Annotated in this window: 22 protein-coding genes; 20 read left to right on the forward strand and 2 right to left on the reverse strand. The window is 58.7% G+C overall.

Annotated features, from left to right (window positions below; all coding sequences use genetic code 11):
- Positions 1 to 7 precede the first annotated feature (7 nt).
- The 4 genes from lafS to ACTG2T_RS11650 are packed head-to-tail and all read left to right on the forward strand — an operon-like array spanning position 8 to position 3,027.
- Positions 8 to 724, forward strand: coding sequence for a lateral flagellar system RNA polymerase sigma factor LafS (gene lafS / locus ACTG2T_RS11635; protein ID WP_330124665.1), 717 nt, complete (start codon positions 8 to 10; stop codon positions 722 to 724).
- Positions 725 to 774: 50 nt separating this feature from the next.
- On the forward strand, positions 775 to 1,632 hold the full coding sequence (lafT, locus tag ACTG2T_RS11640; protein ID WP_019444796.1) for a lateral flagellar motor stator protein LafT: 858 nt from the start codon (positions 775 to 777) through the stop codon (positions 1,630 to 1,632).
- Positions 1,632 to 2,579 carry a lateral flagellar motor protein LafU gene (gene lafU / locus ACTG2T_RS11645; protein WP_047438670.1) on the forward strand — a complete coding sequence of 316 codons (948 nt, stop codon included), beginning with the start codon at positions 1,632 to 1,634 and terminating at the stop codon, positions 2,577 to 2,579. The genes lafT and lafU overlap by 1 nt, the downstream gene beginning before the upstream one ends.
- Positions 2,566 to 3,027, forward strand: a complete 462-nt coding sequence (locus ACTG2T_RS11650; RefSeq protein ID WP_330124664.1) for a hypothetical protein — start codon at positions 2,566 to 2,568, stop codon at positions 3,025 to 3,027. Before lafU ends, ACTG2T_RS11650 begins: the two co-directional genes overlap by 14 nt.
- On the opposite strand, the gene ACTG2T_RS11655 is transcribed toward ACTG2T_RS11650, so the two are convergent.
- Positions 2,960 to 3,967: a lytic transglycosylase domain-containing protein gene (locus ACTG2T_RS11655; protein WP_330124663.1), complete on the reverse strand. Its 1,008-nt coding sequence runs from the start codon at positions 3,965 to 3,967 to the stop codon at positions 2,960 to 2,962. The two genes, ACTG2T_RS11650 and ACTG2T_RS11655, sit on opposite strands and share 68 nt — an antisense overlap.
- A gap of 80 nt (positions 3,968 to 4,047) precedes the next feature.
- A complete protein-coding gene (locus tag ACTG2T_RS11660; protein WP_159144453.1) occupies positions 4,048 to 4,497 on the reverse strand; it encodes a hypothetical protein in 450 nt (149 codons plus the stop codon).
- 114 nt (positions 4,498 to 4,611) lie between these two features.
- Here ACTG2T_RS11660 and mraZ point away from each other — a divergent pair, with 114 nt between their 5' ends.
- The 16 genes from mraZ (at position 4,612) to ACTG2T_RS11740 (ending at position 22,434) form a co-directional block, all read left to right on the forward strand.
- A complete protein-coding gene (gene mraZ / locus ACTG2T_RS11665) occupies positions 4,612 to 5,070 on the forward strand; it encodes a division/cell wall cluster transcriptional repressor MraZ (protein ID WP_013723406.1) in 459 nt (152 codons plus the stop codon).
- Positions 5,071 to 6,009: a 16S rRNA (cytosine(1402)-N(4))-methyltransferase RsmH gene (rsmH, locus tag ACTG2T_RS11670; RefSeq protein ID WP_005336168.1), complete on the forward strand. Its 939-nt coding sequence runs from the start codon at positions 5,071 to 5,073 to the stop codon at positions 6,007 to 6,009.
- Between the two features lie 3 nt (positions 6,010 to 6,012).
- Positions 6,013 to 6,327 carry a cell division protein FtsL gene (gene ftsL / locus ACTG2T_RS11675; protein WP_005336166.1) on the forward strand — a complete coding sequence of 105 codons (315 nt, stop codon included), beginning with the start codon at positions 6,013 to 6,015 and terminating at the stop codon, positions 6,325 to 6,327.
- Positions 6,324 to 8,078: a peptidoglycan glycosyltransferase FtsI gene (locus ACTG2T_RS11680; RefSeq protein WP_005336163.1), complete on the forward strand. Its 1,755-nt coding sequence runs from the start codon at positions 6,324 to 6,326 to the stop codon at positions 8,076 to 8,078. The genes ftsL and ACTG2T_RS11680 overlap by 4 nt, the downstream gene beginning before the upstream one ends.
- Positions 8,011 to 9,543, forward strand: coding sequence for a UDP-N-acetylmuramoyl-L-alanyl-D-glutamate--2,6-diaminopimelate ligase (gene murE / locus ACTG2T_RS11685; protein ID WP_330124662.1), 1,533 nt, complete (start codon positions 8,011 to 8,013; stop codon positions 9,541 to 9,543). Before ACTG2T_RS11680 ends, murE begins: the two co-directional genes overlap by 68 nt.
- Positions 9,540 to 10,895 carry a UDP-N-acetylmuramoyl-tripeptide--D-alanyl-D-alanine ligase gene (locus ACTG2T_RS11690; RefSeq protein ID WP_330124661.1) on the forward strand — a complete coding sequence of 452 codons (1,356 nt, stop codon included), beginning with the start codon at positions 9,540 to 9,542 and terminating at the stop codon, positions 10,893 to 10,895. Before murE ends, ACTG2T_RS11690 begins: the two co-directional genes overlap by 4 nt.
- Positions 10,889 to 11,971 (forward strand): phospho-N-acetylmuramoyl-pentapeptide-transferase, encoded by a 1,083-nt coding sequence (mraY, locus tag ACTG2T_RS11695; protein ID WP_005356635.1) that lies wholly within the window; start codon positions 10,889 to 10,891, stop codon positions 11,969 to 11,971. Before ACTG2T_RS11690 ends, mraY begins: the two co-directional genes overlap by 7 nt.
- 4 nt (positions 11,972 to 11,975) lie before the next feature.
- Entirely contained in the window at positions 11,976 to 13,259 is a 1,284-nt protein-coding gene (gene murD / locus ACTG2T_RS11700; protein WP_042079680.1) for a UDP-N-acetylmuramoyl-L-alanine--D-glutamate ligase, read from the forward strand.
- The gene (gene ftsW / locus ACTG2T_RS11705) at positions 13,256 to 14,437 is read left to right on the forward strand and encodes a cell division protein FtsW (protein WP_005336154.1); all 1,182 of its coding nucleotides are present in this window, start codon (positions 13,256 to 13,258) and stop codon (positions 14,435 to 14,437) included. The genes murD and ftsW overlap by 4 nt, the downstream gene beginning before the upstream one ends.
- Positions 14,437 to 15,519: an undecaprenyldiphospho-muramoylpentapeptide beta-N-acetylglucosaminyltransferase gene (gene murG / locus ACTG2T_RS11710; protein ID WP_181497036.1), complete on the forward strand. Its 1,083-nt coding sequence runs from the start codon at positions 14,437 to 14,439 to the stop codon at positions 15,517 to 15,519. Before ftsW ends, murG begins: the two co-directional genes overlap by 1 nt.
- A 111-nt stretch (positions 15,520 to 15,630) precedes the next feature.
- Positions 15,631 to 17,085 (forward strand): UDP-N-acetylmuramate--L-alanine ligase, encoded by a 1,455-nt coding sequence (murC, locus tag ACTG2T_RS11715; protein WP_005336150.1) that lies wholly within the window; start codon positions 15,631 to 15,633, stop codon positions 17,083 to 17,085.
- Positions 17,086 to 17,182: 97 nt separating this feature from the next.
- Positions 17,183 to 17,935: a cell division protein FtsQ/DivIB gene (locus tag ACTG2T_RS11720; protein ID WP_005336149.1), complete on the forward strand. Its 753-nt coding sequence runs from the start codon at positions 17,183 to 17,185 to the stop codon at positions 17,933 to 17,935.
- Positions 17,916 to 19,175, forward strand: a complete 1,260-nt coding sequence (gene ftsA / locus ACTG2T_RS11725; RefSeq protein ID WP_005336148.1) for a cell division protein FtsA — start codon at positions 17,916 to 17,918, stop codon at positions 19,173 to 19,175. The genes ACTG2T_RS11720 and ftsA overlap by 20 nt, the downstream gene beginning before the upstream one ends.
- A 39-nt stretch (positions 19,176 to 19,214) precedes the next feature.
- The gene (gene ftsZ, locus ACTG2T_RS11730) at positions 19,215 to 20,366 is read left to right on the forward strand and encodes a cell division protein FtsZ (protein WP_005336147.1); all 1,152 of its coding nucleotides are present in this window, start codon (positions 19,215 to 19,217) and stop codon (positions 20,364 to 20,366) included.
- Between the two features lie 99 nt (positions 20,367 to 20,465).
- The gene (gene lpxC, locus ACTG2T_RS11735; protein ID WP_005336146.1) at positions 20,466 to 21,389 is read left to right on the forward strand and encodes a UDP-3-O-acyl-N-acetylglucosamine deacetylase; all 924 of its coding nucleotides are present in this window, start codon (positions 20,466 to 20,468) and stop codon (positions 21,387 to 21,389) included.
- A gap of 139 nt (positions 21,390 to 21,528) precedes the next feature.
- A complete protein-coding gene (locus ACTG2T_RS11740) occupies positions 21,529 to 22,434 on the forward strand; it encodes a M23 family metallopeptidase (protein WP_005355107.1) in 906 nt (301 codons plus the stop codon).
- Positions 22,435 to 22,459 lie beyond the last annotated feature (25 nt).

Below are 22,459 nucleotides of genomic sequence, written 5' to 3' on the forward strand. Positions count from 1 at the left end.
TTACCATATGACTGATTCTGCTTGGGATTCTCAACAAGAGTTTGCGGATACGCCAACAATTCCCCGTACTGGTGAACAGGCCATTCTGACTCGCTATCTGCCTCTGGTTAAGAGGGCTGCTTGTCACCTGCGTAGCCAGGTCAGTGCCTGTTTTGATCAGGAGGATATGGAACAGGTAGGGATGATGGGACTGCTGGAGGCGTGGCGCCGTTATGGTAGTGAACCTGATGCCCAGTTTGAAAGTTACGCCTTCAAAAGGATTCGTGGTGCCATGCTCGATGAGCTGCGGCGTCTGGACTGGCGGCCTCGCCAGTTGCGACAGCAGGTACACGGCCATAATCAGGTGCAGCGTGAACTGCACAATCGTTTGGGCCGGGCCCCCTCAGAACAAGAGCTTGCTACTGCGCTTGATTGTTCGGTTGATGAGGTGCGCCAGTTGTCCTATGCCAGCCAGGCTGAAGCGCTACAGAGTCTGGAAGAGTGGCTGGAGAATGGTGGCAAGGCGCCAACAACCGAGTCTGATGATGTCGATATGGCGATGACCATCAGCAAGGTGTTGGTCACTCTGGATAAACGCGAGCAGCTATTGCTTGCCCTCTATTACCAGCAAGAGCTCAATATGAAAGAGATCGCGCTGGTGCTTGGATTAACCGAATCCCGGGTTTGTCAGCTGCACAAGCAGTGTGTGCTTCAGCTAAAGCAGCGATTGGTCGACTCCATATAGTAGTGCTTCACCTTTACTGGTGACCCTTCTTGTATCGTGCGGGAACATTCATGCAAAAACAGATTGGCATCGGCGTCATTTTAGTATGTGTGCTGGGTGGCTTCATGATGGCCGGGGGAAACCTCGCAGCCTTGTGGCAGCCAGCCGAGCTCATCATCATCATCGGCGCAGCGGTAGGCTCCATGTTTCTGGGCAACTCGAAAGAGGTGATGCATGAAATGTGGCGGCAGATAAAGATGTGCTTCAAAGCGAATAAAGAAGAGAAAGAGGTCTATCGTGAGCTGTTGACTCTGATGCATCAACTGCTTGAAGAGACACGCAACAAGGGTATGAAGGCGCTCGACGAGCATATTGAAAATCCCCAGCAGAGCTCGGTTTTCTTGATGTATCCCCAGATTTCGGAAGATCCCCAACTGCTTGGTTTCATTATCGATAACCTGCGTCTGCTCGGAATGGGCAAGATCACACCCCATGAACTGGATACCGTGCTGGAGCAGGAGATCATGGCCATTGAAGAGGACATGCTCAAGCCTGCTCATGCCTTGCACAAAACCGGCGAGGCCTGCCCGGGCTTCGGCATTCTTGCTGCGGTGATGGGGATCATCATCACCATGCAGCAACTGGACGGCCCCCTGAGCAATATCGGTGTCCATGTGGCGGCGGCGCTGGTAGGCACCTTTATCGGTATTTTCCTCTGCTACTGCTTGCTGGAGCCAATCAGCAATGCCATGGAAGAGATGGTCAAGCGCCGTATCGGCCTGTTGATGTGCATCAAGTCGATCCTTATTGCCCAGTTGCGTGGCAAGACACCGCTGCTTGCCGTCGATTCGGGTCGCAAGATCCTGGAACCTGAAGTCAAACCAAGCTTCCTTGAGCTGGAAGATTGGGTGACCAACAGGGCGATGTAATGCGCAATCACGAACAGATTATCGTCAAGCGCCAGCAGCGTCGTAACAGCGGTCCCAAAGGGGGCGGCGCCTGGAAGGTGGCATTTGCTGACTTTACGTTGGCCATGATGGCGTTCTTCATGGTGCTGTGGATCCTGGCTGTGTCCAATCAGGAGGAGCGGGAAGTCGTTGCCAGCCGCCTGCGGGACTACAGCATCATGGACAGTGAGGCAAACCCGTTTGATATTCGCAACAGCCCCTATCCTGTCGATCTCGGTGGCAACCCCTCTGTGATGGATGAGCTTAACCCCAAGTTTGATCAGCAGGGCCAGCTGATGCCCAAGCATATGGACCGTAATCAGAGCATTTTTTCTGACGGCCCGGGTGGTGGGTATGAAAAGCTGTTGATAGGCAAGCTTGAAGGTGAAGCCCAGATGAAGCAGCTGGCCAGCTTTATCGACCATCTTGCTGAACAGATGCAGGCGAAGAATAACCTCGAGATTCAAATTGTTCCCCAAGGATTGCGGATCCTGATCCGTGATGACGCGGATCGGGAAATGTATAGCCGCGGCAGTGCCCGTATCAGCCCTTTCTTTCGCCATATGTTGATGGCATTGGCCCCCATATTCCAGCGTATCGAGAATCGGGTCATGATTTCTGGCCATACCGACAGCACACCGTTTGCCGGTGACAATTACAGCAACTGGGAGCTATCGTCAGACCGCGCCATGATGGCAAGACGAGTGTTGCTGGCGGGAGGCATGCCACCTGAACGGGTCGGGCAGGTTGTCGCGATGGCCGATACCATGCTGGAAGATACCCGGAATCCACAAAGCAGCCGTAATCGGCGCATTGAATTGCTGGTCATGACAACCCAGGCAGAAACTAATCTGGAGCAACTTTTCAGCTCCCAAACGCAAGCGGCAACCACCCATGCCAAGGAGATGATTTCCCATGGACGACCCTGAGATCGAGTTTCCGCTGCATACCTCGCACAATGATCCACGCCGAAAGGTGCCGCGCTGGTATCTGCACGATGGAACAACGCCTTTCGAGTCACAGAGTTGCGGGATTGCGGCCAGATTGCTGATTTCCGGATTGCTGTTTGACAAGAGCATCGGCCGCGCAGTGATCAAAGATATTGGCCCGGGAGGGGTCGGTTTCCTTGCTCCGGCCCGATTTGAATTACCCGAAACGGTGACGCTCTCCCTGTTGCCGCGAATTGCGCTGGATTGCAACATCACTCATCGTCGCGCTATTGGTCGGCAGCTCTGCTTTTACGGGGCTCGCTGGTCATATCCGGAAGAGGTTGATTTGGCTCCGGTACTGAGCCATTGGCGCCACTGTTTCATGGTGCCGCAATTAGCGGCCGCTTCTGCTGAATCCCAAGAGGATCAGGCAAGCGTTCCAGCCTGATCTCGCCTCGACTCATATCAAGCCCCCAGGCAGCTTTCAGCAACAGGGGATCATGCAGACTGTCCAGTGAGACCGCTTTGACAATGGCGGTCGCTCCTTTCTTCCGGTTGGCGGTGGGGGCCTTGCCCTTGCTATAGACGATCGGGCAATTGGTTATCCCTTGTGCGACAGGGAGTTGCCAGGCCGGATTCCAGCGGCTGGCTTCATTCATTGATACGCCCTTTGCCTGAGCCCACGCGGGTAGTGAGCAGCCATCCGGATGACGGAATATTTGCAAGTCATTGCCGCTGTGCCATGGCGGAAGTTGAAACTGATAGCTGTCAGCCATATCAAGCAGTCTTGCCAGCGCAACAAAGCGCGCGACATAAAAGCGTGTTTCAGTCGGAAGCTCCAGTTCCCATATATTACGTGTCCTCGCTTTTAAAACCGCATTGAGTACCCGCCCTTCTCCTGCGTTGTAGGCGGCCAAAGCAAGCAGCCAGTCATTGCCAAAGAAGCGATACAGCCATGCCAGATAGGAAAGGGCAGCCTCTGTGGCCAATGGCAATGAATAGCGGCCATCAAATTCGCTGGTGATGGGAATGGCAAATCGGGTGGCGGTATCTGGCATCAGCTGCCAAGGGCCTGCGGCGCCAGCAGAAGAGACCACATCCAATCGGTAACTGCTTTCCAGTAAAGGAACAAAGGCAAGCAAGGGCGGCAGTTTGCGTTCGTGAACCTGTTCCGCGACCCAGCGAATAACGGGCTGTGTCTCCGCAAGACGTTGTTGGAGATAAGGGCGCTGCTTCAGCAAGAATTGCTGCTGCTGGCTGACCAAGTCAACTCCTTTACCCTGAATCGGGACAGGGAAACCAGCTTGCCAGTGATAATTGTGATAAGCATGGCAAGATGTTGATATCATTAACATCCCGCTCATTAGCAAAAAAACGAGCCGGGTCATGGGGCAATTGTTGAGCAAGGATCGCGCAATAATAAAAACATGATATATCTCAACAGTTTTTTGAATTTAAGGTCGTCTGATCATGTGTAATCCAGGACGTAGCAAGCATGATAACACGAGTAAAAAAGAGCCCAAATTCGGGTAAAGCGATTCAGAAGTTTTTGCTGTATCTGATACTCGCCAATTTCATTCTGGTGGGCTTGTACATTGGTTACGCTCAAGAGCTGACATTTGCCACCAATATTCTGCTGACATCCCTGCTGATTATTTACAATCTGTTGCTTTGTCAGTTGGTGTCTCTGCGTGCTCGCCGTTCGAAAGATGGTTACATCATCTATCCAGTGATATGTGTCAGTATTTTGCTCTGTGCAGTGGTATTGTTCCGTTTCATCATATCGCCCAGATAGTGACCGCTCACCGACTTGCTGCTTATTAATCACTTTCTGTTTTTTCAGCAATAACTCTTGGAAAATCAACCCACTCAATCCGCGGTATGCAATTGCTGCGTCAATATGTTCCCTCTGTCCCATCTCCTTGCTTGAAAAGCCCCCTGCACGTCCTTAAACTTCAAGGTGGGGAAAAGTGGATCAAAGTGGTTTTTAGAGGGGCAATCTGCCTGCTCACTCACCTTCAGGGACTGCAATTTGTTGCGTGGCGCTCATGCCATCAGCCTGGACAGTAAAGGGCGGCTGGCAATTCCGACCAAATTCCGTGATTGGCTGCGCGACGAAAGCGACGGCCAGCTGGTCTGCACCATCGATATTGCCCATCCCTGTCTGCTGCTTTATCCCCTGAATGAATGGGAAGAGGTCGAGCGCAAGCTCAAAACTCTCTCCAGCATGAATCCGCAAGAGCGCCGTTTGCAGCGCCTGCTGCTGGGACATGCAACCGAATGCGAGCTGGATGGCAATGGCCGTCTGCTGCTCAGTCAGCCACTGCGCAACCATGCGGGGCTGGACAAGAAAATCATGCTGGTGGGCCAGCTCAACAAGTTTGAGCTGTGGGATGAAGCCCGCTGGCAACAACAGGTCAATGACGACATCTTGGGTCTGCCCGGGGACGATTGGGCAAGCTCACCACGACTACAGGATTTCTCTTTATAAATGACCCAAGCCGCTGAACACATCACAGTGCTGCTGCACGAAGCCGTTGAAGGTCTGGCCATCAAGCCGGACGGTGTCTACGTCGACGGTACTTTTGGCCGTGGTGGTCATTCTCGTCTGATCCTGCAGCACCTTGGCCCCAATGGCCGCCTGATCGCCATCGACCGCGATCCCCAGGCGATCGCCGAAGCGGCCAAGATCCAGGATCCCCGTTTCGAAATCGTGCACGGCCCCTTCTCTGGCATCGCCTCCTATCTGGATGAGCGCGGTTTGCTGGGCAAGGTGGATGGCTTCCTGCTGGATCTGGGGGTCTCTTCACCCCAGTTGGATGATGCCGAGCGCGGCTTCAGCTTTATGAAAGATGGTCCGCTCGATATGCGGATGGACCCCACCTCCGGTCAGAGCGCCGCCGAGTGGCTGGCCAAGGCCGATGTGGATGACATCGCCTGGGTGCTGAAGACCTTCGGTGAGGAGCGTTTTGCCAAGAAGATCGCCCGTGCCATTGTGCACGACCGGGTGACCGAGCCTTATGTGCGTACCCGCCAACTGGCCGAGATGATTGCCCGGGTCAATCCGAGCAAGGAGAAGGGCAAGCATGCGGCAACCCGCAGTTTCCAGGCCATTCGCATCTATATCAACAGCGAGCTGGACGAGATCGAAACCGCGCTCAACGGTGCACTGGAAGTGTTGGCACCACACGGCCGCCTGTCAGTGATCAGCTTCCATTCGCTGGAAGACCGGTTGGTGAAGCATTTCATCCGCAAGCACGAGAAGGGGCCGGAAGTGCCTTACGGCATTCCGTTGACCGAAGCCCAGCTGGCTGGCGGTCGCAAATTGAAGTCGGTCGGCAAGGCACTCAAGCCTTCTGATCATGAAGTATCTGAAAACAGCCGGTCACGCAGCTCGGTGCTGCGGGTTGCCGAACGGCTGGCGGAGTAAGCGATGAGCGAAGTGCGTGTTCATCTGGCCAAGGAGATCGTTGCCGATCTCTGGCGGCACAAGCTGCAGATTTTTCTGTCGGTCGCCGTGCTGGTGACCGCGTTTGCCGTGATCCTGGTGACCAACATGACCCGTGGTCTGACGGCCAAGCAGAACGATCTGATGGCGGAAGAGGATCGCCTCAATATCGAATGGCGCCACCTGCTGCTGGAGCAGGGCACCCTGGCTGAACACTCCCGGGTGGCGAGTCTGGCGATGGACAAGTTGCAGATGGGTCGTCCGCTGGTGACCACCGAGAAGGTAATTACCCAACCATGAAACGCAAGGCTACAGCCAAAGCTGCCAAAGCGAATGTCAAAGCGCCATCGATCTATCCGTGGCGCTTTCGCACGCTTGCGGTGTTTATCGGCATCGCGTTTGTGGGTCTGATCCTGCGTCTGGCCTGGATCCAGGTGATCAATCCGGATCGTCTGCGTCAGGAGGGTGACATGCGCTCCCTGCGTACCACCTCTACCCAGGCGGTGCGTGGCATGATCACCGATCGCAACGGCGAGCAGCTGGCGGTTTCTGTGCCGGTCGAAGCTGTCTGGGCCGATCCCAAGACGGTGCATGAATCCGGGGCCATTAATAACGAGCGAGCCTGGCTGGCACTTTCTGCCGTGCTCAAGCTCGACATCAATACTCTCAAACACCGCATCGCCAACCCCAGCAAGCGCTTCGTCTATCTGCAGCGTCAGGTTACTCCTGCGGTGGCGGAATATATCAAGGGGCTCAAACTGGGGGGCGTCTACCTGCGCCCCGAAGCACGCCGCTTCTACCCGACCGGTGAGATCAGCGCCCATCTGGTGGGGGTAACCAACATCGATGGCAGCGGTATTGAAGGGATCGAGCGCAGCTACAACGAGTGGCTGACGGCGACACCCGGCGAAATGCGGGTGCGAAAGGATCGTCAGGGCCGGGTCATCGAGCGGCTTGGCATCGTCAAAGAGGGCAAGAACGCCAACGATCTGCAGCTCAGTATCGATCAGCGGGTGCAGGCTTTGGCCTACCGTGCCCTCAAGCGGGCAACCGACGAGAACAAGGCGACCTCCGGCTCCATGGTGATGCTGGATATCAAGACCGGTGAAGTGCTCGCCATGGTCAACACCCCCTCCTATAACCCGAACAACCGAGGCCAGTATCAGAGCTTCCGGGTACGCAACCGGGTGGTGACTGATACCTACGAGCCAGGTTCGACCGTCAAGCCATTGATTTTGCTCAGTGCCTTGCAGGCAGGTGTCACCAGCTGGAAAGATTTCATTCCTGGTGGGCCGCTCTTTATCGGTGCCAAGCAGATCAAGGACGTCAGTATCCACAAGGCGACCAACCTCTACGATATCCTGCGTTACTCCTCCAACATCGGTATGTCGCGCATCGCGCTGCGGATGCCGGCGCAGGAGATGATCAACACCCTCAGCATGTTCGGTTTCGGCATGGATACCGGCAGCGGGCTGATGGGCGAGAGCAGCGGCATGCTGCCCCAGCGTCGTCGCTGGTCCGATATCGAGCGGGCAACCCTCTCCTTCGGTTATGGTCTGCGAGTCACCCCGCTGCAGCTGGCTTCCGCCTACGCCACCCTGGCCAACAAGGGCAAACGGGTGCCGCTCTCCATAGTCAAGGTGACTACGCCGCCCAAGGGTGAGCAGGTGATTGACCACAACAACGCTGCTGCCATGTTGCAGGCGCTGGAGTATGTGGTCGACAACGCCATTCCAAAAGCCAAGATCCCGGGCTATCGGGTCGGTGGCAAGAGTGGTACCGCCAAGGTCGCCGTCGCCGGTGGCTATGGCAAGGATTACATGGCCTGGTTTGCCGGTTTCGCACCAGCCAGTGATCCCCGTTTCGTCATGGTGGTGGTGATCAACGAGCCAAAAGGCAGCGCCTATTATGGCGGCGCCGTGGCGACCCCACCGTTTGCAGAGGCCATGGGCGGGGTGCTGCAGCTCTTCAATATTCGTCCCGATGCGGTGCCGCCAGCGGTGCCCACCAAACTTGCCCGTACGGAGGCTTCTCTTGTCCCGCGCACTTGATGCATTACTGCGCCCCTTCGGTATCCAGGCGCCGGCGCTCACCCTGACCGATATCCAGCTGGATAGTCGGCGGGTTGGCCCCGGCTCGCTCTTCGTGGCCATTCGTGGTCATCAAGTGGATGGCAGACGGTTTATCGAACAGGCGGTGGCTCAGGGAGCGACCGCTGTTGTGTTTGAGGAGAATGGTGAATTTATCCCACCATCGACTCCGGTTCCCTGTATCGGGATGCGGGATCTGCCCGCTCACCTCTCAGCACTCGCAGGTACCTTCTACGACCAGCCTGCGAACAAGCTGCAACTGGTGGGGATCACCGGTACCAACGGCAAGAGCACTACGGCACTGCTGGTCGCCAACTGGCGCACCCTGCTGGGTGGCAAGGCGGGTGTGATGGGCACCATCGGCAACGGCCTGTTTGGCAATTTGATCGAAGCGGAAAATACCACCGGTAGCGCCGTGCAGGTGCAAGCCAATCTGGCTGCGCTGCAAGCGCAGGGGGCGGATCTGGTGGCGATGGAGGTCTCCAGCCATGGTCTGGTGCAGCATCGTGTTGCCGCACTGCCGTTTGCCGCTGCCGTTTTCACCAACCTGAGCCGGGATCACCTCGACTACCACGGCACCATGGAAGCCTATGGCGCGGCCAAAGAGCAGTTGCTGCAGCTGGTCGATGAGTCGAATGCGGTGATCAACCGTGATGACGAGTTGGGTGCCAAGTGGCTCGAAAAATACCCGGCAGCGGTGGCCTTCAGTGTGGATGGCCCGATTGAACACCATTCTGGTCGTCAATTAACGGCGCAGCAGCTCGATTTTCACCAGCAAGGTTTTCGCGCGCAGATTAACTCCAGCTGGGGGAATGGTGTATTATCCGCCCCCTTGCTCGGGCGCTTCAACGTCAGCAATGTGCTGGCCGCGATGGGTGTGATGCTGGTGCTCGGTTACGACTTCAACGAGCTGCTGGCGACAGCGCCTCAATTGCAGCCGGTGACCGGCCGCATGGAGTGTTTTGGCGGTGGCAATACGCCGCTGGCGGTGGTCGATTACGCCCACACCCCGGATGCACTGGAGAAGGCATTGCAGGCCCTGCGGGTGCACTGCACAGGCCAGCTCTGGTGCCTGGTAGGCTGTGGTGGCGACCGCGATCGCGGCAAGCGCCCCATGATGGCCGCCATGGCCGAGCAGTATGCGGATCGCGTGATCCTGACCGACGACAATCCCCGTACCGAGGAGCCGGCCCGGATCATGGCCGACATGGTGGCGGGTCTTCGCGATCCTGCTGCGGTGCTGGTGGAGCACGACCGGGTCAAGGCGATTGCGCTGGCCATTGGTCAGGCGAGCAAACAGGACATCATCCTGGTGGCCGGTAAGGGTCACGAGGATTATCAGATCATTGGAACCGACAAGCGGCACTACAGCGACCGGGAAACCGTTGCGGCCGCCTTGCACACATTATTGGAGTCATTCAAATGATGACCCTCAGGCTTGCCGAGCTGGCGCAGGTACTCGATGCCCGTCTGATTGGTGACGATGGCGAAATCACCGTCGTCAGTACCGACACCCGCACTCTGGGCGCGGGTGCCCTGTTCGTTGCTCTACGCGGCGAGCGCTTCGATGCCCACGATTTTTGCGAGCAGGCCGTTCAGGCAGGGGCCTCTGCCCTGCTGGTTGAGCGTGAGCTGCCGCTGGCTATCCCCCAGCTGGTGGTGACCGACAGTCTGAAGGGGCTGGGCCGTCTCGGCAAACTGGTGCGTGAGCGCATCAACCCGAAAGTGCTGGCCATTACCGGCAGCTGCGGCAAGACCACGGTGAAGGAGATGGCAACCGCCATCCTGCGCAACGAAGGGGAAGTGCTGGCCACCGCTGGCAACTTCAACAACGAGGTGGGCGTGCCGCTCACCCTGCTGCGCCTCGAGCCGCAGCACAAGTTTGCAGTGATGGAGCTGGGGGCCAACCATCCGGGCGAAATCGCCTGGACTACTTCACTGGCCAAACCCGATGCCGCCATCATCAACAACGTGGCGGCGGCCCATCTGGAGGGCTTCGGCTCGCTGGAAGGGGTGTTCCACGCCAAGAGCGAAATTTTTGAGGGGCTGAGCCAAGGTGGCACCGCCATCGTCAATGCCGACAACGAATTCTGGCCGAAGTGGCGGGAACGCGATATTCACTGCGCCTTCTCCATCGACGATCAGAGCCAGCCGTTCCATGCTCGCAACCTTGTGCTCAACGAACAAGGCTGCGCCGAGTTCGTGATGGTGACCCCGCAGGGTGAGCTGAGCCTGACTCTGGCTATCCCGGGTCGCCACAACGTGGCCAATGCGTTGGCTGCCGCCGCGGGCTGTCTGGCCCTCGGCGCATCCCTCACCTGTATCAAGGCGGGGCTGGAGCAGATGGCACCGGTCAAGGGGCGCTTCTGCGTGCAGCGCTGGGGCGGTCTGACCCTGGTGGATGATACCTACAATGCCAGCGTGGAATCCGTGCTGGCGGGCATCGATGCCCTGACCGCCATGGGCGGCTTCAAGGTACTGGTGTTTGGTGATATGCGGGAACTGGGTGAGGAGTCTGCCGAGCAACACGCCCGGGTTGGCCGTCATGCCCGCGAGCGTGGTCTGGATGCCGTGCTGACAGTGGGGGAAGAGAGTCGCCACACCGCAGATGCCGCGGCTGGCCGACATTTCGATAACAAGGCGTCGTTGTTTGAAGTGCTTGCGCAAATGATAAATACACATCAGGAAATTTCGATTCTGGTCAAGGGCGCCCGTGGCTCCCGCATGGAAGATATCGTCGAGATGGTCAAAGGCCATCAGGAGTCAGCCACATGCTAGTCTGGCTGGCCGAACTGCTCACCCCGCACTTCACCTTCTTCAACGTCTTCTCCTACCTGACGTTTCGCGCCATCCTGTCGATCATCACCGGACTGGGGGTTGCCCTCTGGATGGGGCCACGCCTCATTCGCCGTCTGCAGATCCTGAAGTTTGGTCAGGTGATCCGCAACGACGGTCCCGAGTCCCACCTCAGCAAGCGGGGCACCCCGACTATGGGTGGCCTGATGATCATTGCTGCGATTTTCACGTCTGTGCTGCTCTGGTGCCGCCTCGACAACCCTTATGTCTGGCTGGTGCTGTTTGTGCTGGGTGCCTACGGTGCCATCGGCTTTGCCGACGACTACCTCAAGGTGGTGCGCAAGAATACCGACGGCCTGATCGCACGCTGGAAGTACTTCTGGCAATCCGCCGTTGCGCTGGCGGTGGCGGTGTTCCTCTATGCGACCGCAACCCATGAGGGACAGACCCAGCTGGTGGTGCCTTTCCTCAAGGATGTGATGCCGCAGCTTGGCCTGATGTTTATCGTGCTGACCTACTTTGTCATCGTCGGTACCTCCAACGCGGTCAACCTTACCGATGGTTTGGACGGCCTGGCCATCATGCCGACCGTGATGGTGGCGGGCGGCTTTGCTCTGATCGCCTGGGCTACCGGTAACGTCAACTTTGCCAGTTACCTGCACATTCCCTACGTGCCCTATACCTCCGAGCTGGTGATCGTCTGTACCGCCATTGTCGGGGCGGGTCTGGGTTTCCTCTGGTTCAACACCTATCCGGCGCAAGTATTCATGGGGGACGTAGGTTCCCTGGCACTGGGCGGTGCGCTCGGTACCATCGCAGTGCTGGTACGTCAGGAGTTCCTGCTGGTGATCATGGGCGGCGTCTTCGTGATGGAGACCGTTTCGGTGATCCTGCAGGTGGGTTCATACAAGCTGCGCGGCGTGCGGATCTTCCGCATGGCGCCGATCCATCATCACTACGAGAAGAAGGGCTGGCCGGAGCCGCGCGTTATCGTGCGCTTCTGGATCATCACCCTCGTGCTGGTGCTGCTGGGTCTTGCCACCCTGAAGGTGAGGTAAGGCCATGGTCATCATCATCGGATTGGGCAAAACCGGGCTCTCCTGTGTCGATTACTTCCTCGGCCGTGGCGTGACGCCACTGGTGATGGATACCCGCGCCAACCCGCCCGGCAAGGATCAACTGCCGCCGGAGGTGGAGCTGATCCACGGGCTCGACGAGGCGCTGCTCAAGCAGGCGCACATGATTGTCGCGAGCCCGGGTATCGCGCTGGCGACCCCCGAACTGAAAGCGGCTGCCGAGTGTGGCGTGCAGATCGTCGGTGATATCGAGCTGTTTGTGCGCGAGACCCAGACCCCGGTCATCGCCATTACCGGCTCCAACGGCAAGAGCACCGTTACCACCTTGGTGGGCGAGATGATTGCCGAAGCCGGTCTCAATGTCGGCGTGGGCGGCAATATCGGCACGCCTGCGCTGGAACTGCTCAAGCAGCCGATGGATCTCTGCGTGCTGGAGCTCTCCAGCTTCCAGTTGGAAACTACTCACAGTTTGCGTGCTGCCGCCTCCGTGGTGCTGAATCTCTCAGAAGATCACATGGATCGTTATCAGGGCATGGCCGACTATCGTGCCGCCAAGATGGAGATCCATCAGCACTCCAAACACATTCTGGTCAATCGTGACGATGCTCAGACCCTGCCCGATGTGGGTCAGGTGTGGCAGAGCTTTGGTCTCGACTGCAATGGTTATGGCCGTTGCCTGCTGGATGGCCGCTACTGGTTGACGTTGCACGGTGAACCACTGCTGGCGGTAGACGAGATGAAGATCGTCGGTGCCCACAATCAGGCCAACGCGCTGGCCGCCATGGCGCTGTGCGATGCGGTCGGCATTCCTCGTTCGGCTCAGCTTACCGTGCTGCGTCGCTTCGAGGGCTTGCCCCATCGCGCCCGCTTCGTGCGCGAGGTAAACGGGGTGCGCTGGATCAACGACTCCAAGGCCACCAACGTGGGAGCGACGCTGGCTGCCGTTGCCGGTGTGCGCGAGTCGGTCAAGGGGCGCCTGCTGCTGCTGGCCGGTGGTCAGGGCAAGGGGCAGGATTTTGGCCCGATCCAGGCGCTGCTGGGCAACCAGATCGATCACATGTACTGCTTCGGTCAGGATGCCGAGGTGCTGCTGGCTCTGGGCGAGCAGACCGAACGGGTGGCCGACCTGGCCGCTGCGGTTGCCAAAGCGGCGGCCGATGCCAAGCCCGGTGACTGGGTGCTGCTGGCGCCAGCCTGTGCCAGCCTCGATCAGTTCAAGTCGTTCGAGGTGCGCGGCGATCGTTTCACCGAGATGGTGCTGGCACTATGAACGCCCTTCGCGCAGCTGCAGGTCTGTTCCAGCGCTGGTTGTTACCGGCGCGTCCTGCCGGTCTCTACGATCGGCAGCTGGTACTGCTGGCGCTCTCCCTGATGGCGGTCGGGGTGGTCATAGTGGCCTCGGCGTCGATCCCCGAAGGGATTGCGCTGGGGGATGACCCCTTCATGTTTGTGAAACGTCACGCCCTGTTTCTGGTGATGGCGCTCGGTATCTCCTGGTTTGTGTTGCAGGTGCCGATGGCGCGCTGGCAACAGCACAACGGCCCCATGCTGCTGCTGGCGATCTTGATGCTGGTGCTGGTGCTGCTGGTGGGCCGAAACGTCAACGGTGCGGTGCGCTGGTTGCCGCTCGGCCCCTTCAACCTGCAGCCTGCCGAGTTTGGCAAGCTGGCGCTGTTTGTCTATCTGGCCGGTTATCTGGTGCGGCGCCAGAGCGAAGTGCGTGAAGCCTGGATCGGCTTCCTGAAACCGCTGGCGGTGTTCGGGGTGCTGGCGGTCTTGCTGCTGTTGCAGCCTGACCTGGGTTCCACCGTGGTGATGTTCGTTACCTCGTTTGGCATGCTGTTTCTGGCCGGAGCCCGACTGGGACAGTTTTTGACCCTGATCGGCGCGGGTCTCGGCTCGGTGGTGATGCTGATCATCGTCGAGCCCTACCGGATGCGGCGGGTGACCTCCTTTATGGACCCCTGGGCCGATCCGTTTGGTAGTGGCTACCAGTTGACCCAGTCGCTAATGGCGTTTGGTCGTGGCAGCTGGTTTGGCGAGGGGCTTGGCAACTCTATCCAGAAGATGGAGTACCTGCCGGAAGCGCACACCGACTTCGTGTTTGCGATCCTCGGTGAAGAGCTGGGTTACGTCGGGGTGCTGGGCGCCCTGTTCCTGATTTTTGCGCTGGCGGTCAAGGCGCTCAAGCTGGGGCATCGCGCGCTGGTGGCAGAGCGGCTCTATGACGGTTATCTGGCCATCGGCATCGGCATCTGGTTCAGCTTCCAGACCTTCGTTAACGTCGGCGCGGCCAGCGGCATGATGCCAACCAAGGGCTTGACCCTGCCGCTGGTCAGTTACGGTGGTTCCAGTCTCATCATCATGTCGGTGGCGGTGAGCATGTTGATTCGAATCGATTTTGAGTTGCGTCAGGCGACAGCCCAGGCGCGCGTGCGGGAGGTTTAGTGAGCAAGACTCTGTTGGTGATGGCAGGTGGTACCGGTGGGCATGTGTTCCCCGGTCTGGCCGTGGCCGATCGCCTGAAGGCCCAGGGCTGGACTGTCCACTGGCTCGGCACTGCCGACCGGATGGAGGCGGAACTGGTGCCCGCCCACGGTTATCCCATCTCCTTCATCGATATTCAGGGAGTGCGTGGCAACGGCATCAAGCGATTGCTGGTGGCGCCCTATCGCATCGTCAAATCGATCCTGCAGGCGCGTCAGGTGCTCAAGACCGTTCGTCCTGATGTGGTGCTCGGCATGGGCGGTTTTGCTTCCGGCCCGGGTGGCGTGGCGGCCTGGTTCTCCGGCATCCCGCTGCTGCTCCATGAGCAGAATGCCGCTGCCGGCATGACCAACAAGCTGCTGGCCCGTATCGCCAGGCGGGTGTTGATGGCATTTCCGGGCGCCTTCGCGCCGAGCCGTCGCACCGCCGTTGTCGGTAATCCGGTGCGTCCCGAAGTGGTCGCCCTGCCGGATCCGCAACTGCGCAGCGGAGCCGAGCCGCTCCATCTGCTGATCGTGGGTGGCAGTCTGGGTGCGCGGGTGCTCAACGAGCAGGTACCTGCTGCGGTGGCGGCGTCCGGCGTGCCCATTGAAGTGCGTCACCAGTGTGGCAAGGGCAATGCCGAGACTGTCTCTGCTGCCTATGCCCAGCACGGCATCAATGCCGAGGTGAGCGAATTTATCAAGGATATGGCCAGCGCCTACGCCTGGGCCGACCTGGTGGTCTGCCGGGCGGGAGCCCTGACCGTCTCCGAAGTGGCTGCTGCCGGTGTGGCTGCCATCTTTGTGCCACTGCCCCATGCGGTGGATGATCACCAGACACGTAACGCCCTGACCCTGGTCGACGGCGGTGCCGCCGAGTTTCTGCCCCAGTCCGAGCTGAACACAGCCTCACTGGCGGCGCGCCTGACCTGGCTGGCTGGTCGCAGGGAGACCCTGTTTAACATGGCGAAAGCGGCTCGCCGGGTCGCCATCACCGATGCGGCCGAGCGGGTTGCCGATGAGTGCAAACAGCTAGCAACCGGGCAGCGTGGTAAAGATTGATGAGCAAGGTTGCAGCGGTGACACCGGGCAGCCTTGTACCTGTATGTATTGATGCCGCCGTGCAACTGCGCTTTGACGGCACATGGCCTGCGGCAGACTAAAGAGACGATTATGACCAAGGTTGAACTGGCAAAACTGCGCACTGTGATCCCCGAAATGCGCCGCGTGCGTCGCATCCACTTTATCGGCATCGGTGGTGCCGGTATGGGCGGGATCGCCGAAGTGCTTGCCAACGAAGGGTATCAGGTAACGGGTTCTGATCTGGCTCGCAACGCCGTGACCGAGCGGTTGGCCGGACTGGGCGCGCACATCTTTGTCGGCCACAGTGCCGAACACGTTGAGGGTGCCAGCGTGGTGGTGGTCTCTACCGCCATCAAGCAGGACAACCCGGAGCTGCTGGCCGCCCGCGAACTGCGGATCCCGGTGGTGCGCCGCGCCGAGATGCTGGCCGAGCTGATGCGTTTCCGTCACGGTATCGCCATTGCCGGTACCCACGGCAAGACCACCACCACCAGTCTGGTGGCGAGCATCTATGCCGAAGCCGACCGCGACCCGACCTTCGTCATCGGTGGCCTGCTCAACAGTGCCGGCACCAATGCCCGACTGGGCAGCAGCCGCTACCTGATTGCCGAGGCGGACGAGAGCGACGCCTCTTTCCTGCATCTGCAGCCGATGGTCTCTATCGTGACCAACATCGAAGCGGATCACATGGATACCTACGGCGGTGATTTCTCCAAGCTGAAGGCCACCTTCATCGAGTTTCTGCACAATCTGCCCTTCTACGGACTGGCGGTGGTCTGCATCGATGATCCGGTGATCCGTGGCATGTTGCCCGAGATTGCCCGTCCGACCCTGACCTACGGTCTCTCTGACGATGCCGATGTACAGGTGCTGGATTTTGTCCAGACCACCAACCACAGCTGCTTCCGTGTTCGCCGCAAAGAGGCGGGTGAGCTGCAGGTGACCCTCAATTTGCCGGGTATTCACAACGCATTGAACGCCGCAGCGGCGATAGCTGTCGCGACAGAGGACGGTGTCAGCGATGAGGCCATCATCTCTGCACTGGCCAAATTTGAAGGGGTCGGTCGTCGCTTCCAGCAGTATGGCGAGTTTGAAACCGGTCGCGGCAAGGCGATGCTGGTGGACGATTACGGTCACCACCCGAGCGAAGTGAAGGTCACGATCAATGCTGCCCGTGCCGGTTGGCCCGAGAAGCGTCTGGTGATGGTGTTCCAGCCGCACCGTTATACCCGCACCCGCGACCTCTACGAGGACTTCGCCGATGTGCTCTCCAAGGTAGACGTGCTGGTGATGCTGGAGGTTTATGCTGCCGGTGAGGAGCCGATCCCGGGCGCTGATGGACGGGCACTGTGCCGCTCCATTCGCTCGCGTGGCAACCTGGAACCCATCTTCGTCGCCACGCCAGATGACGTGCCAGCCGTACTGGCCGACCTGATCGGCGAGGGGGATTTGGTGCTGACTCAAGGCGCCGGGAACGTCGGGGCACTGGCCCGTCGTCTCGGAGAGATGAAATTGAGCATAGATAGCATGAAATCTGGCGCCTGAGGGCCCAATGAGTATTTTGACCGCCAAGCCGGGGCCTATATAATGGCGAACCGGTCTGTCAAAGGCCGGTTTAGCGCGTTACACGGGGATCGATCGGGTGGAGGCAAGGGCACAGGGGCGCACCAAGGGTGGCTTCATCGCAGGGGTAGCGTTTTTCCTGCTGGTGATATGGGGCTGCTACCGGACGGCGCTGGATGTTAAAGGTTGGCTGACAGATGCCAACCGGTTGCCCATGAGCGAGCTGTTGCTGCAGGGGCAACACCAGTATTTGCAAACCGAAGAGCTGCGGATGGCCGTGCTGGATGGCGCCGAGCTGCGCAACTTCTTCGAATTGGACGTCAACGAATTGCAGGCAAGGCTCAACGCCCTGCCATGGGTGGCCTCGGTCTCGGTACGAAAGAAGTGGCCGAACAAGATCAAGATCTACCTCACGGAACAAGATGTGGCGGCGCGCTGGAATGGCAACCGCTTCGTCAACACCAAGGGCAAGGTATTCAGTGCCCCGGATCGGGTCAAGACGCCGCTGTTGCAGCTGTCAGGGCCGGATGACCAGGCCGCCCGGGTGTTGAAAGAGAGTCGGCAGTACGAGTCGCAACTGGCTGCCAAGGGATACAAGTTGCTGGGGGTGAATCTGACCCCCCGCCATGCCTGGGAACTGACCCTGGATGGCAATATCAAGCTGTTCCTGGGACGCAATGACATTGCGCTCCGGTTGCAGCGGTTTATCGATGCCTTCCCGGTTATCGAACCCCGTGCGCAAGTCGCCTACGTGGATCTTCGATACGACACCGGAATGGCAGTTGGCTGGAAGAAGAGCGAAGAGAAAGTGCATGACCAACACCGCAGATAGGAATTTGATTGTCGGACTGGATATCGGCACAACCAAGGTGGCGGTTCTGGTCGGGGAAGTATTGCCGGACGGTGAACTGAACGTCATCGGTATGGGCAGTCACGCTTCTCGCGGAATGGAGAAGGGCGGGGTCAACGACCTCGACTCCGTGGTCAAGTCACTGCGCCGCGCGGTGGAAGAGGCCGAGATGATGGCAGATTGCCAGATCAGCTCGGTCTATCTGGGGTTGTCCGGCAAGCATATCGATTGCCGCAACGAGACCGGTATGGTGCCCATCTCTGATGAAGAGGTGACTCAGGAGGATGTGGACAACGTGATCCACACCGCCAAGTCAGTTCGCCTCTCCGACGAGCTGCGCGTGCTGCATGTGCTGCCTCAGGAGTTTGCCATCGATTATCAGGAAGGGATCAAGAATCCGGTCGGCCTCTCCGGTGTGCGGATGGCGGCCAAGGTTCACCTGATCACCTGCCACAACGACATGGCTCGCAACATTGAGAAGTGTGTGGAGAAGGTCGGTTTGCGCGTGGATCAACTGATCTTCTCCGCGCTGGCCTCCAGCTATGCCGTGTTGACCGAAGACGAGAAAGAGCTGGGTGTCTGCGTGGTGGACATCGGTGGCGGCACCATGGACATGTCGCTGTTTACCGGCGGTGCTCTGCGCCACACCAAGGTGATCCCGTACGCTGGCAGCACTGTGACCAGCGACATCGCCTATGCCTTCGGCACGCCGCCGCTCGACGCGGAAGCGATCAAGGTGCGCTACGGTTGCGCCCTCGGTCGTCTGGTCAGCAAGGAAGACAATATTGAAGTACCCAGTGTCGGCGGTCGTCCGGCGCGCAGCCTGCAACGGCAGACACTGGCTGAAGTGATTGAGCCCCGTTACACCGAGTTGCTCTCCATGGTGAATGATGAGCTGGTGCGGGTACAAAGCGAGTTGAAAGCGCAGGGGGTCAAGCATCAGCTGGCAGCCGGTGTGGTCTTGACCGGCGGCGCTGCCCAGATTGAAGGCATTGTGGAGTGTGCAGAGCAGATCTTCCAGAGCCAGGTCCGGGTGGGAGAGCCCATGAACATACGTGGTTTGAGTGATTACGTGCAGGCACCGGTGTACTCGACTGCGGTCGGGTTGCTGCAATATGGCCGCACCCATCAAGCCACAGGTAGCAACAAAGAATATGCCGCCAAGGCAAGCGTCGGTGGCCTGGTCAAACGGGTTAGCAACTGGCTGCGTGGCGAGTTCTAAGAATTTTGCTGAGTCAGGCAAATAAAGCGGAGAGACAACATGTTTGAATTTATGGATAGCCACACTGACGAAGCCGTCATTAAAGTGATCGGTGTAGGTGGCGGCGGCGGTAACGCTGTCGAGCACATGGTTCGTCAAAATATTGAGGGTGTTGAGTTCATTACCGTCAACACCGACGCCCAGGCACTGCGTAACTCCAGCGCCAACACTACCCTGCAGATCGGCGGTGGCATCACCAAGGGTCTGGGTGCCGGAGCCAATCCGGAAGTGGGTCGTGATGCGGCCATGGAAGATCGCGAAGCACTGCGTGAGCTGCTGACCGGTTCCGACATGGTGTTCATCGCCGCCGGTATGGGTGGTGGTACCGGTACCGGTGCTGCGCCGATCGTGGCCGAAGTGGCGCGCGAGATGGGCATCCTGACCGTTGCCGTGGTCACCAAGCCGTTCTCCTTTGAAGGGAAGAAGCGGATGGGCTTCGCCGCCCACGGTATCGAAGAGCTCTCCAAAAACGTCGACTCCCTGATCACCATCCCCAACGACAAGTTGCTGAAGGTGCTGGGTCGCGGTATCTCCCTGCTGGATGCCTTCAAGGCGGCCAACGATGTACTGCTTGGCGCGGTACAGGGCATTGCCGAGCTGATCACCCGTCCAGGCTTGATCAACGTCGACTTCGCGGACGTGCGTACCGTAATGCGTGAAATGGGTACCGCCATGATGGGTACCGGTTCCGCCTCCGGCGATGACCGTGCCGAAGAAGCGGCCGAGAAAGCCATCTCCAGCCCGCTGCTGGAAGATGTGGATCTGGCTGGTGCCCGTGGCATCCTGGTCAACATCACCGCCGGCATGGACATGACCATCGAAGAGTTCGAAACCGTGGGTAACGCGGTCAAGGCCTTCGCTTCCGAGAACGCCACTGTAGTTGTGGGTACCGTAATCGATCCGGAAATGCACGACGAGCTGCGTGTAACTGTGGTTGCTACCGGTATCGGTGCCGAGCGCAAGCCGGACATCACGCTGGTCAAGAGCAGCCAGGTGCAAGAGCGCCCGGTACGTCAGCCGCTGGTCAGCGACATGATGCAAGGCCGCGTGATGGACGAAGCCCCGGCCAAGGTGGTCAACGCCGAGCCGCAAGCTCGTCGTGAACCGGATTACCTGGATATTCCGGCGTTCCTGCGCAAGCAAGCTGACTAAGCCTCTTATGGCTCTCGTTTGTTTGTTGTTCAAGGAATGTGCTAAGATGGCCTGCCAACGACCATCTGGTCCGGATTTTAAGCTGTTTAGGGTACACCCATGATTAGACAAAGAACCTTGAAAACGAGTGTACAGGCGACTGGTGTCGGCCTGCATTCGGGCCGGAAAGTCACCATGACGTTCCGTCCGGCGCCTGTGAACACAGGGATCGTTTACTTGCGTACCGACCTGAATCCTGTGGTGGAGCTGCCAGCCAATGCCGATCAGGTGCGCGATACCGTGCTCTGTACCGCTCTGGTCAACGAAGCCGGTGTCCGTGTCTCTACCATTGAGCACCTCTCTGCCGCGCTGGCCGGGATGGGGATCGACAACCTCTACGTTGAGGTTGACGCGCCCGAGATCCCGGTGATGGATGGCAGTGCGCATCCCTTTATCTACCTGCTGCAGGAAGTCGGGATCCGTGAGCAGAATGCGGCCAAGCAGTTTGTGCGGATCAAGAAGAGCATCCGGGTTGAAGACGGCGACAAGTGGGCGGAATTCCACCCCTACCGCAACGGCTTCAAGATGGATCTCGAGATCGATTTCCAGCATCCGGTCTTTGAAGGGCGCAATCAGCGTTGTGTACTGGACTTCTCCGGTGCCTCCTTCGTGAAAGAGATCAGCCGCGCCCGTACTTTCGGGTTCATGCGTGATATCGAGTACCTGCGTTCCCAGAACCTGGCGCTGGGCGGAAGCCTGGAAAACGCCGTGGTACTGGACGACTATCGGGTGCTGAACGAAGACGGTTTGCGTTATGAGGACGAGTTCGTCAAGCACAAGATGCTGGACGCGATCGGTGACCTCTACATGTGTAACCGCAGCATCATCGGTGAGTTCCGTGCCTACAAGACCGGACATGCCCTGAACAACAAGCTGCTGCGTGCCTTGCTGGCCGAGCAGGAGGCTTGGGAACTGGTGACCTTCGAGGGTGAGGGCGACAAAGCGCCTATCGCTTACTACGATAACGGTCTGGTTCTGGCCTGATACTGTGCAACGGAACGTCGGTCCTCTCTCCGCACCGACGTTCCGTCATTTGTTTACTCCATCCTTTAATACCGATTATCTCCCGGTTTTATTTCCCGTGCCGGCTCCTGGCCGCACCTGACCGAGCAGACTGATTTCTATGAGCATTACCCTGATCCTCCACGGCAAGCAGCGACGCAAATTGCACCTGCCCAAACAACGTCTGGCCTGGGTCGGCGGTATTCTCTTCTCCCTGTTGGCCCTTGGTGGTGGCTGGCTCTGGCAGAGCTGGCACCAGAAAATGGAGGCGCTGGAAGTGGCGCTTGCCGTTGCCGAGCAACAGTCCGTTGACCAGAGTGGCGACGAAGCCCGTGAACAGTTGGCAATGCTGGCAGCTCAGGTGGGCACCATGCAGGGCCAGCTTGGCCGTCTCAATGCCCTCGGCGAACGATTGACCGAGCAGGCCGATCTCGATCCCGACGAGTTCAATTTCAAAGAGCTGCCCCCCATGGGTGGCCCTTCTTATGATGAAGAGCTGGAAGTGAGCCTCAACGAGCTGCAAGCCTCGATGAAGCACCTCAGCCAGCAGCTCAGCAGCCGTGAAGAGCAGCTGTCGGTACTTGAATCTTTCATCATGAATCACCATATCACCGATGCCGGTTTTATTTCCGGCACGCCAGTCAAACAGGAGCGAGTTTGGGTCTCGTCCGGGTTTGGTGGACGGGTCGATCCGTTCAACGGGCGTGCCAAGATGCACAAAGGGGTCGATTTCCGTGGCAAACCCGGAACCCCGATTCTGGCCACCGGGCCCGGCATTGTCAGCTGGGCGGGCCGTCATCCGGAATTTGGCAATATGGTGGAGATTAATCACGGCAATGGCCTGGTCACCCGCTATGCCCACAACTCCAAGTTGCTGGTCGAGGTGGGAACCCTGGTTGATCAGGGTCAGAAGATTGCCTTGATGGGACGCACCGGTCGCGCGACCGGGGTCCATCTGCATTACGAAGTGTTGAAAGATGGTCGTCAGGTCAACCCCGCACGCTTTCTCAGTGCCAGACGGGGTTAGGTTTTTTTCTTCAGGTTCCAGTGAC

The sequence above is a fragment of the Aeromonas sp. 75A genome, assembly GCF_051919425.1.
GTDB lineage: Bacteria > Pseudomonadota > Gammaproteobacteria > Enterobacterales > Aeromonadaceae > Aeromonas > Aeromonas veronii.

Excerpts from the sequence above, each read along its gene's own strand:
- lafS (WP_330124665.1), top strand. The coding sequence starts at position 8 with ATGACTGATTCTGCTTGGGATTCTCAACAAGAGTTTGCGGATACGCCA.
- lafT (WP_019444796.1), top strand. The coding sequence starts at position 775 with ATGCAAAAACAGATTGGCATCGGCGTCATTTTAGTATGTGTGCTGGGT.
- murC (WP_005336150.1), top strand. The coding sequence starts at position 15,631 with ATGACCAAGGTTGAACTGGCAAAACTGCGCACTGTGATCCCCGAAATG.
- ACTG2T_RS11655 (WP_330124663.1), bottom strand. The coding sequence starts at position 3,967 with ATGACCCGGCTCGTTTTTTTGCTAATGAGCGGGATGTTAATGATATCA.
- ACTG2T_RS11660 (WP_159144453.1), bottom strand. The coding sequence starts at position 4,497 with ATGGGACAGAGGGAACATATTGACGCAGCAATTGCATACCGCGGATTG.
- ftsZ (WP_005336147.1), top strand. The coding sequence starts at position 19,215 with ATGTTTGAATTTATGGATAGCCACACTGACGAAGCCGTCATTAAAGTG.
- ftsW (WP_005336154.1), top strand. The coding sequence starts at position 13,256 with ATGAACGCCCTTCGCGCAGCTGCAGGTCTGTTCCAGCGCTGGTTGTTA.
- ACTG2T_RS11740 (WP_005355107.1), top strand. The coding sequence starts at position 21,529 with ATGAGCATTACCCTGATCCTCCACGGCAAGCAGCGACGCAAATTGCAC.
- murD (WP_042079680.1), top strand. The coding sequence starts at position 11,976 with ATGGTCATCATCATCGGATTGGGCAAAACCGGGCTCTCCTGTGTCGAT.
- mraY (WP_005356635.1), top strand. The coding sequence starts at position 10,889 with ATGCTAGTCTGGCTGGCCGAACTGCTCACCCCGCACTTCACCTTCTTC.
- ftsA (WP_005336148.1), top strand. The coding sequence starts at position 17,916 with ATGACCAACACCGCAGATAGGAATTTGATTGTCGGACTGGATATCGGC.
- lafU (WP_047438670.1), top strand. The coding sequence starts at position 1,632 with ATGCGCAATCACGAACAGATTATCGTCAAGCGCCAGCAGCGTCGTAAC.
- murE (WP_330124662.1), top strand. The coding sequence starts at position 8,011 with ATGCGGTGCCGCCAGCGGTGCCCACCAAACTTGCCCGTACGGAGGCTT.
- ACTG2T_RS11650 (WP_330124664.1), top strand. The coding sequence starts at position 2,566 with ATGGACGACCCTGAGATCGAGTTTCCGCTGCATACCTCGCACAATGAT.
- ftsL (WP_005336166.1), top strand. The coding sequence starts at position 6,013 with ATGAGCGAAGTGCGTGTTCATCTGGCCAAGGAGATCGTTGCCGATCTC.
- ACTG2T_RS11690 (WP_330124661.1), top strand. The coding sequence starts at position 9,540 with ATGATGACCCTCAGGCTTGCCGAGCTGGCGCAGGTACTCGATGCCCGT.
- ACTG2T_RS11680 (WP_005336163.1), top strand. The coding sequence starts at position 6,324 with ATGAAACGCAAGGCTACAGCCAAAGCTGCCAAAGCGAATGTCAAAGCG.
- lpxC (WP_005336146.1), top strand. The coding sequence starts at position 20,466 with ATGATTAGACAAAGAACCTTGAAAACGAGTGTACAGGCGACTGGTGTC.
- rsmH (WP_005336168.1), top strand. The coding sequence starts at position 5,071 with ATGACCCAAGCCGCTGAACACATCACAGTGCTGCTGCACGAAGCCGTT.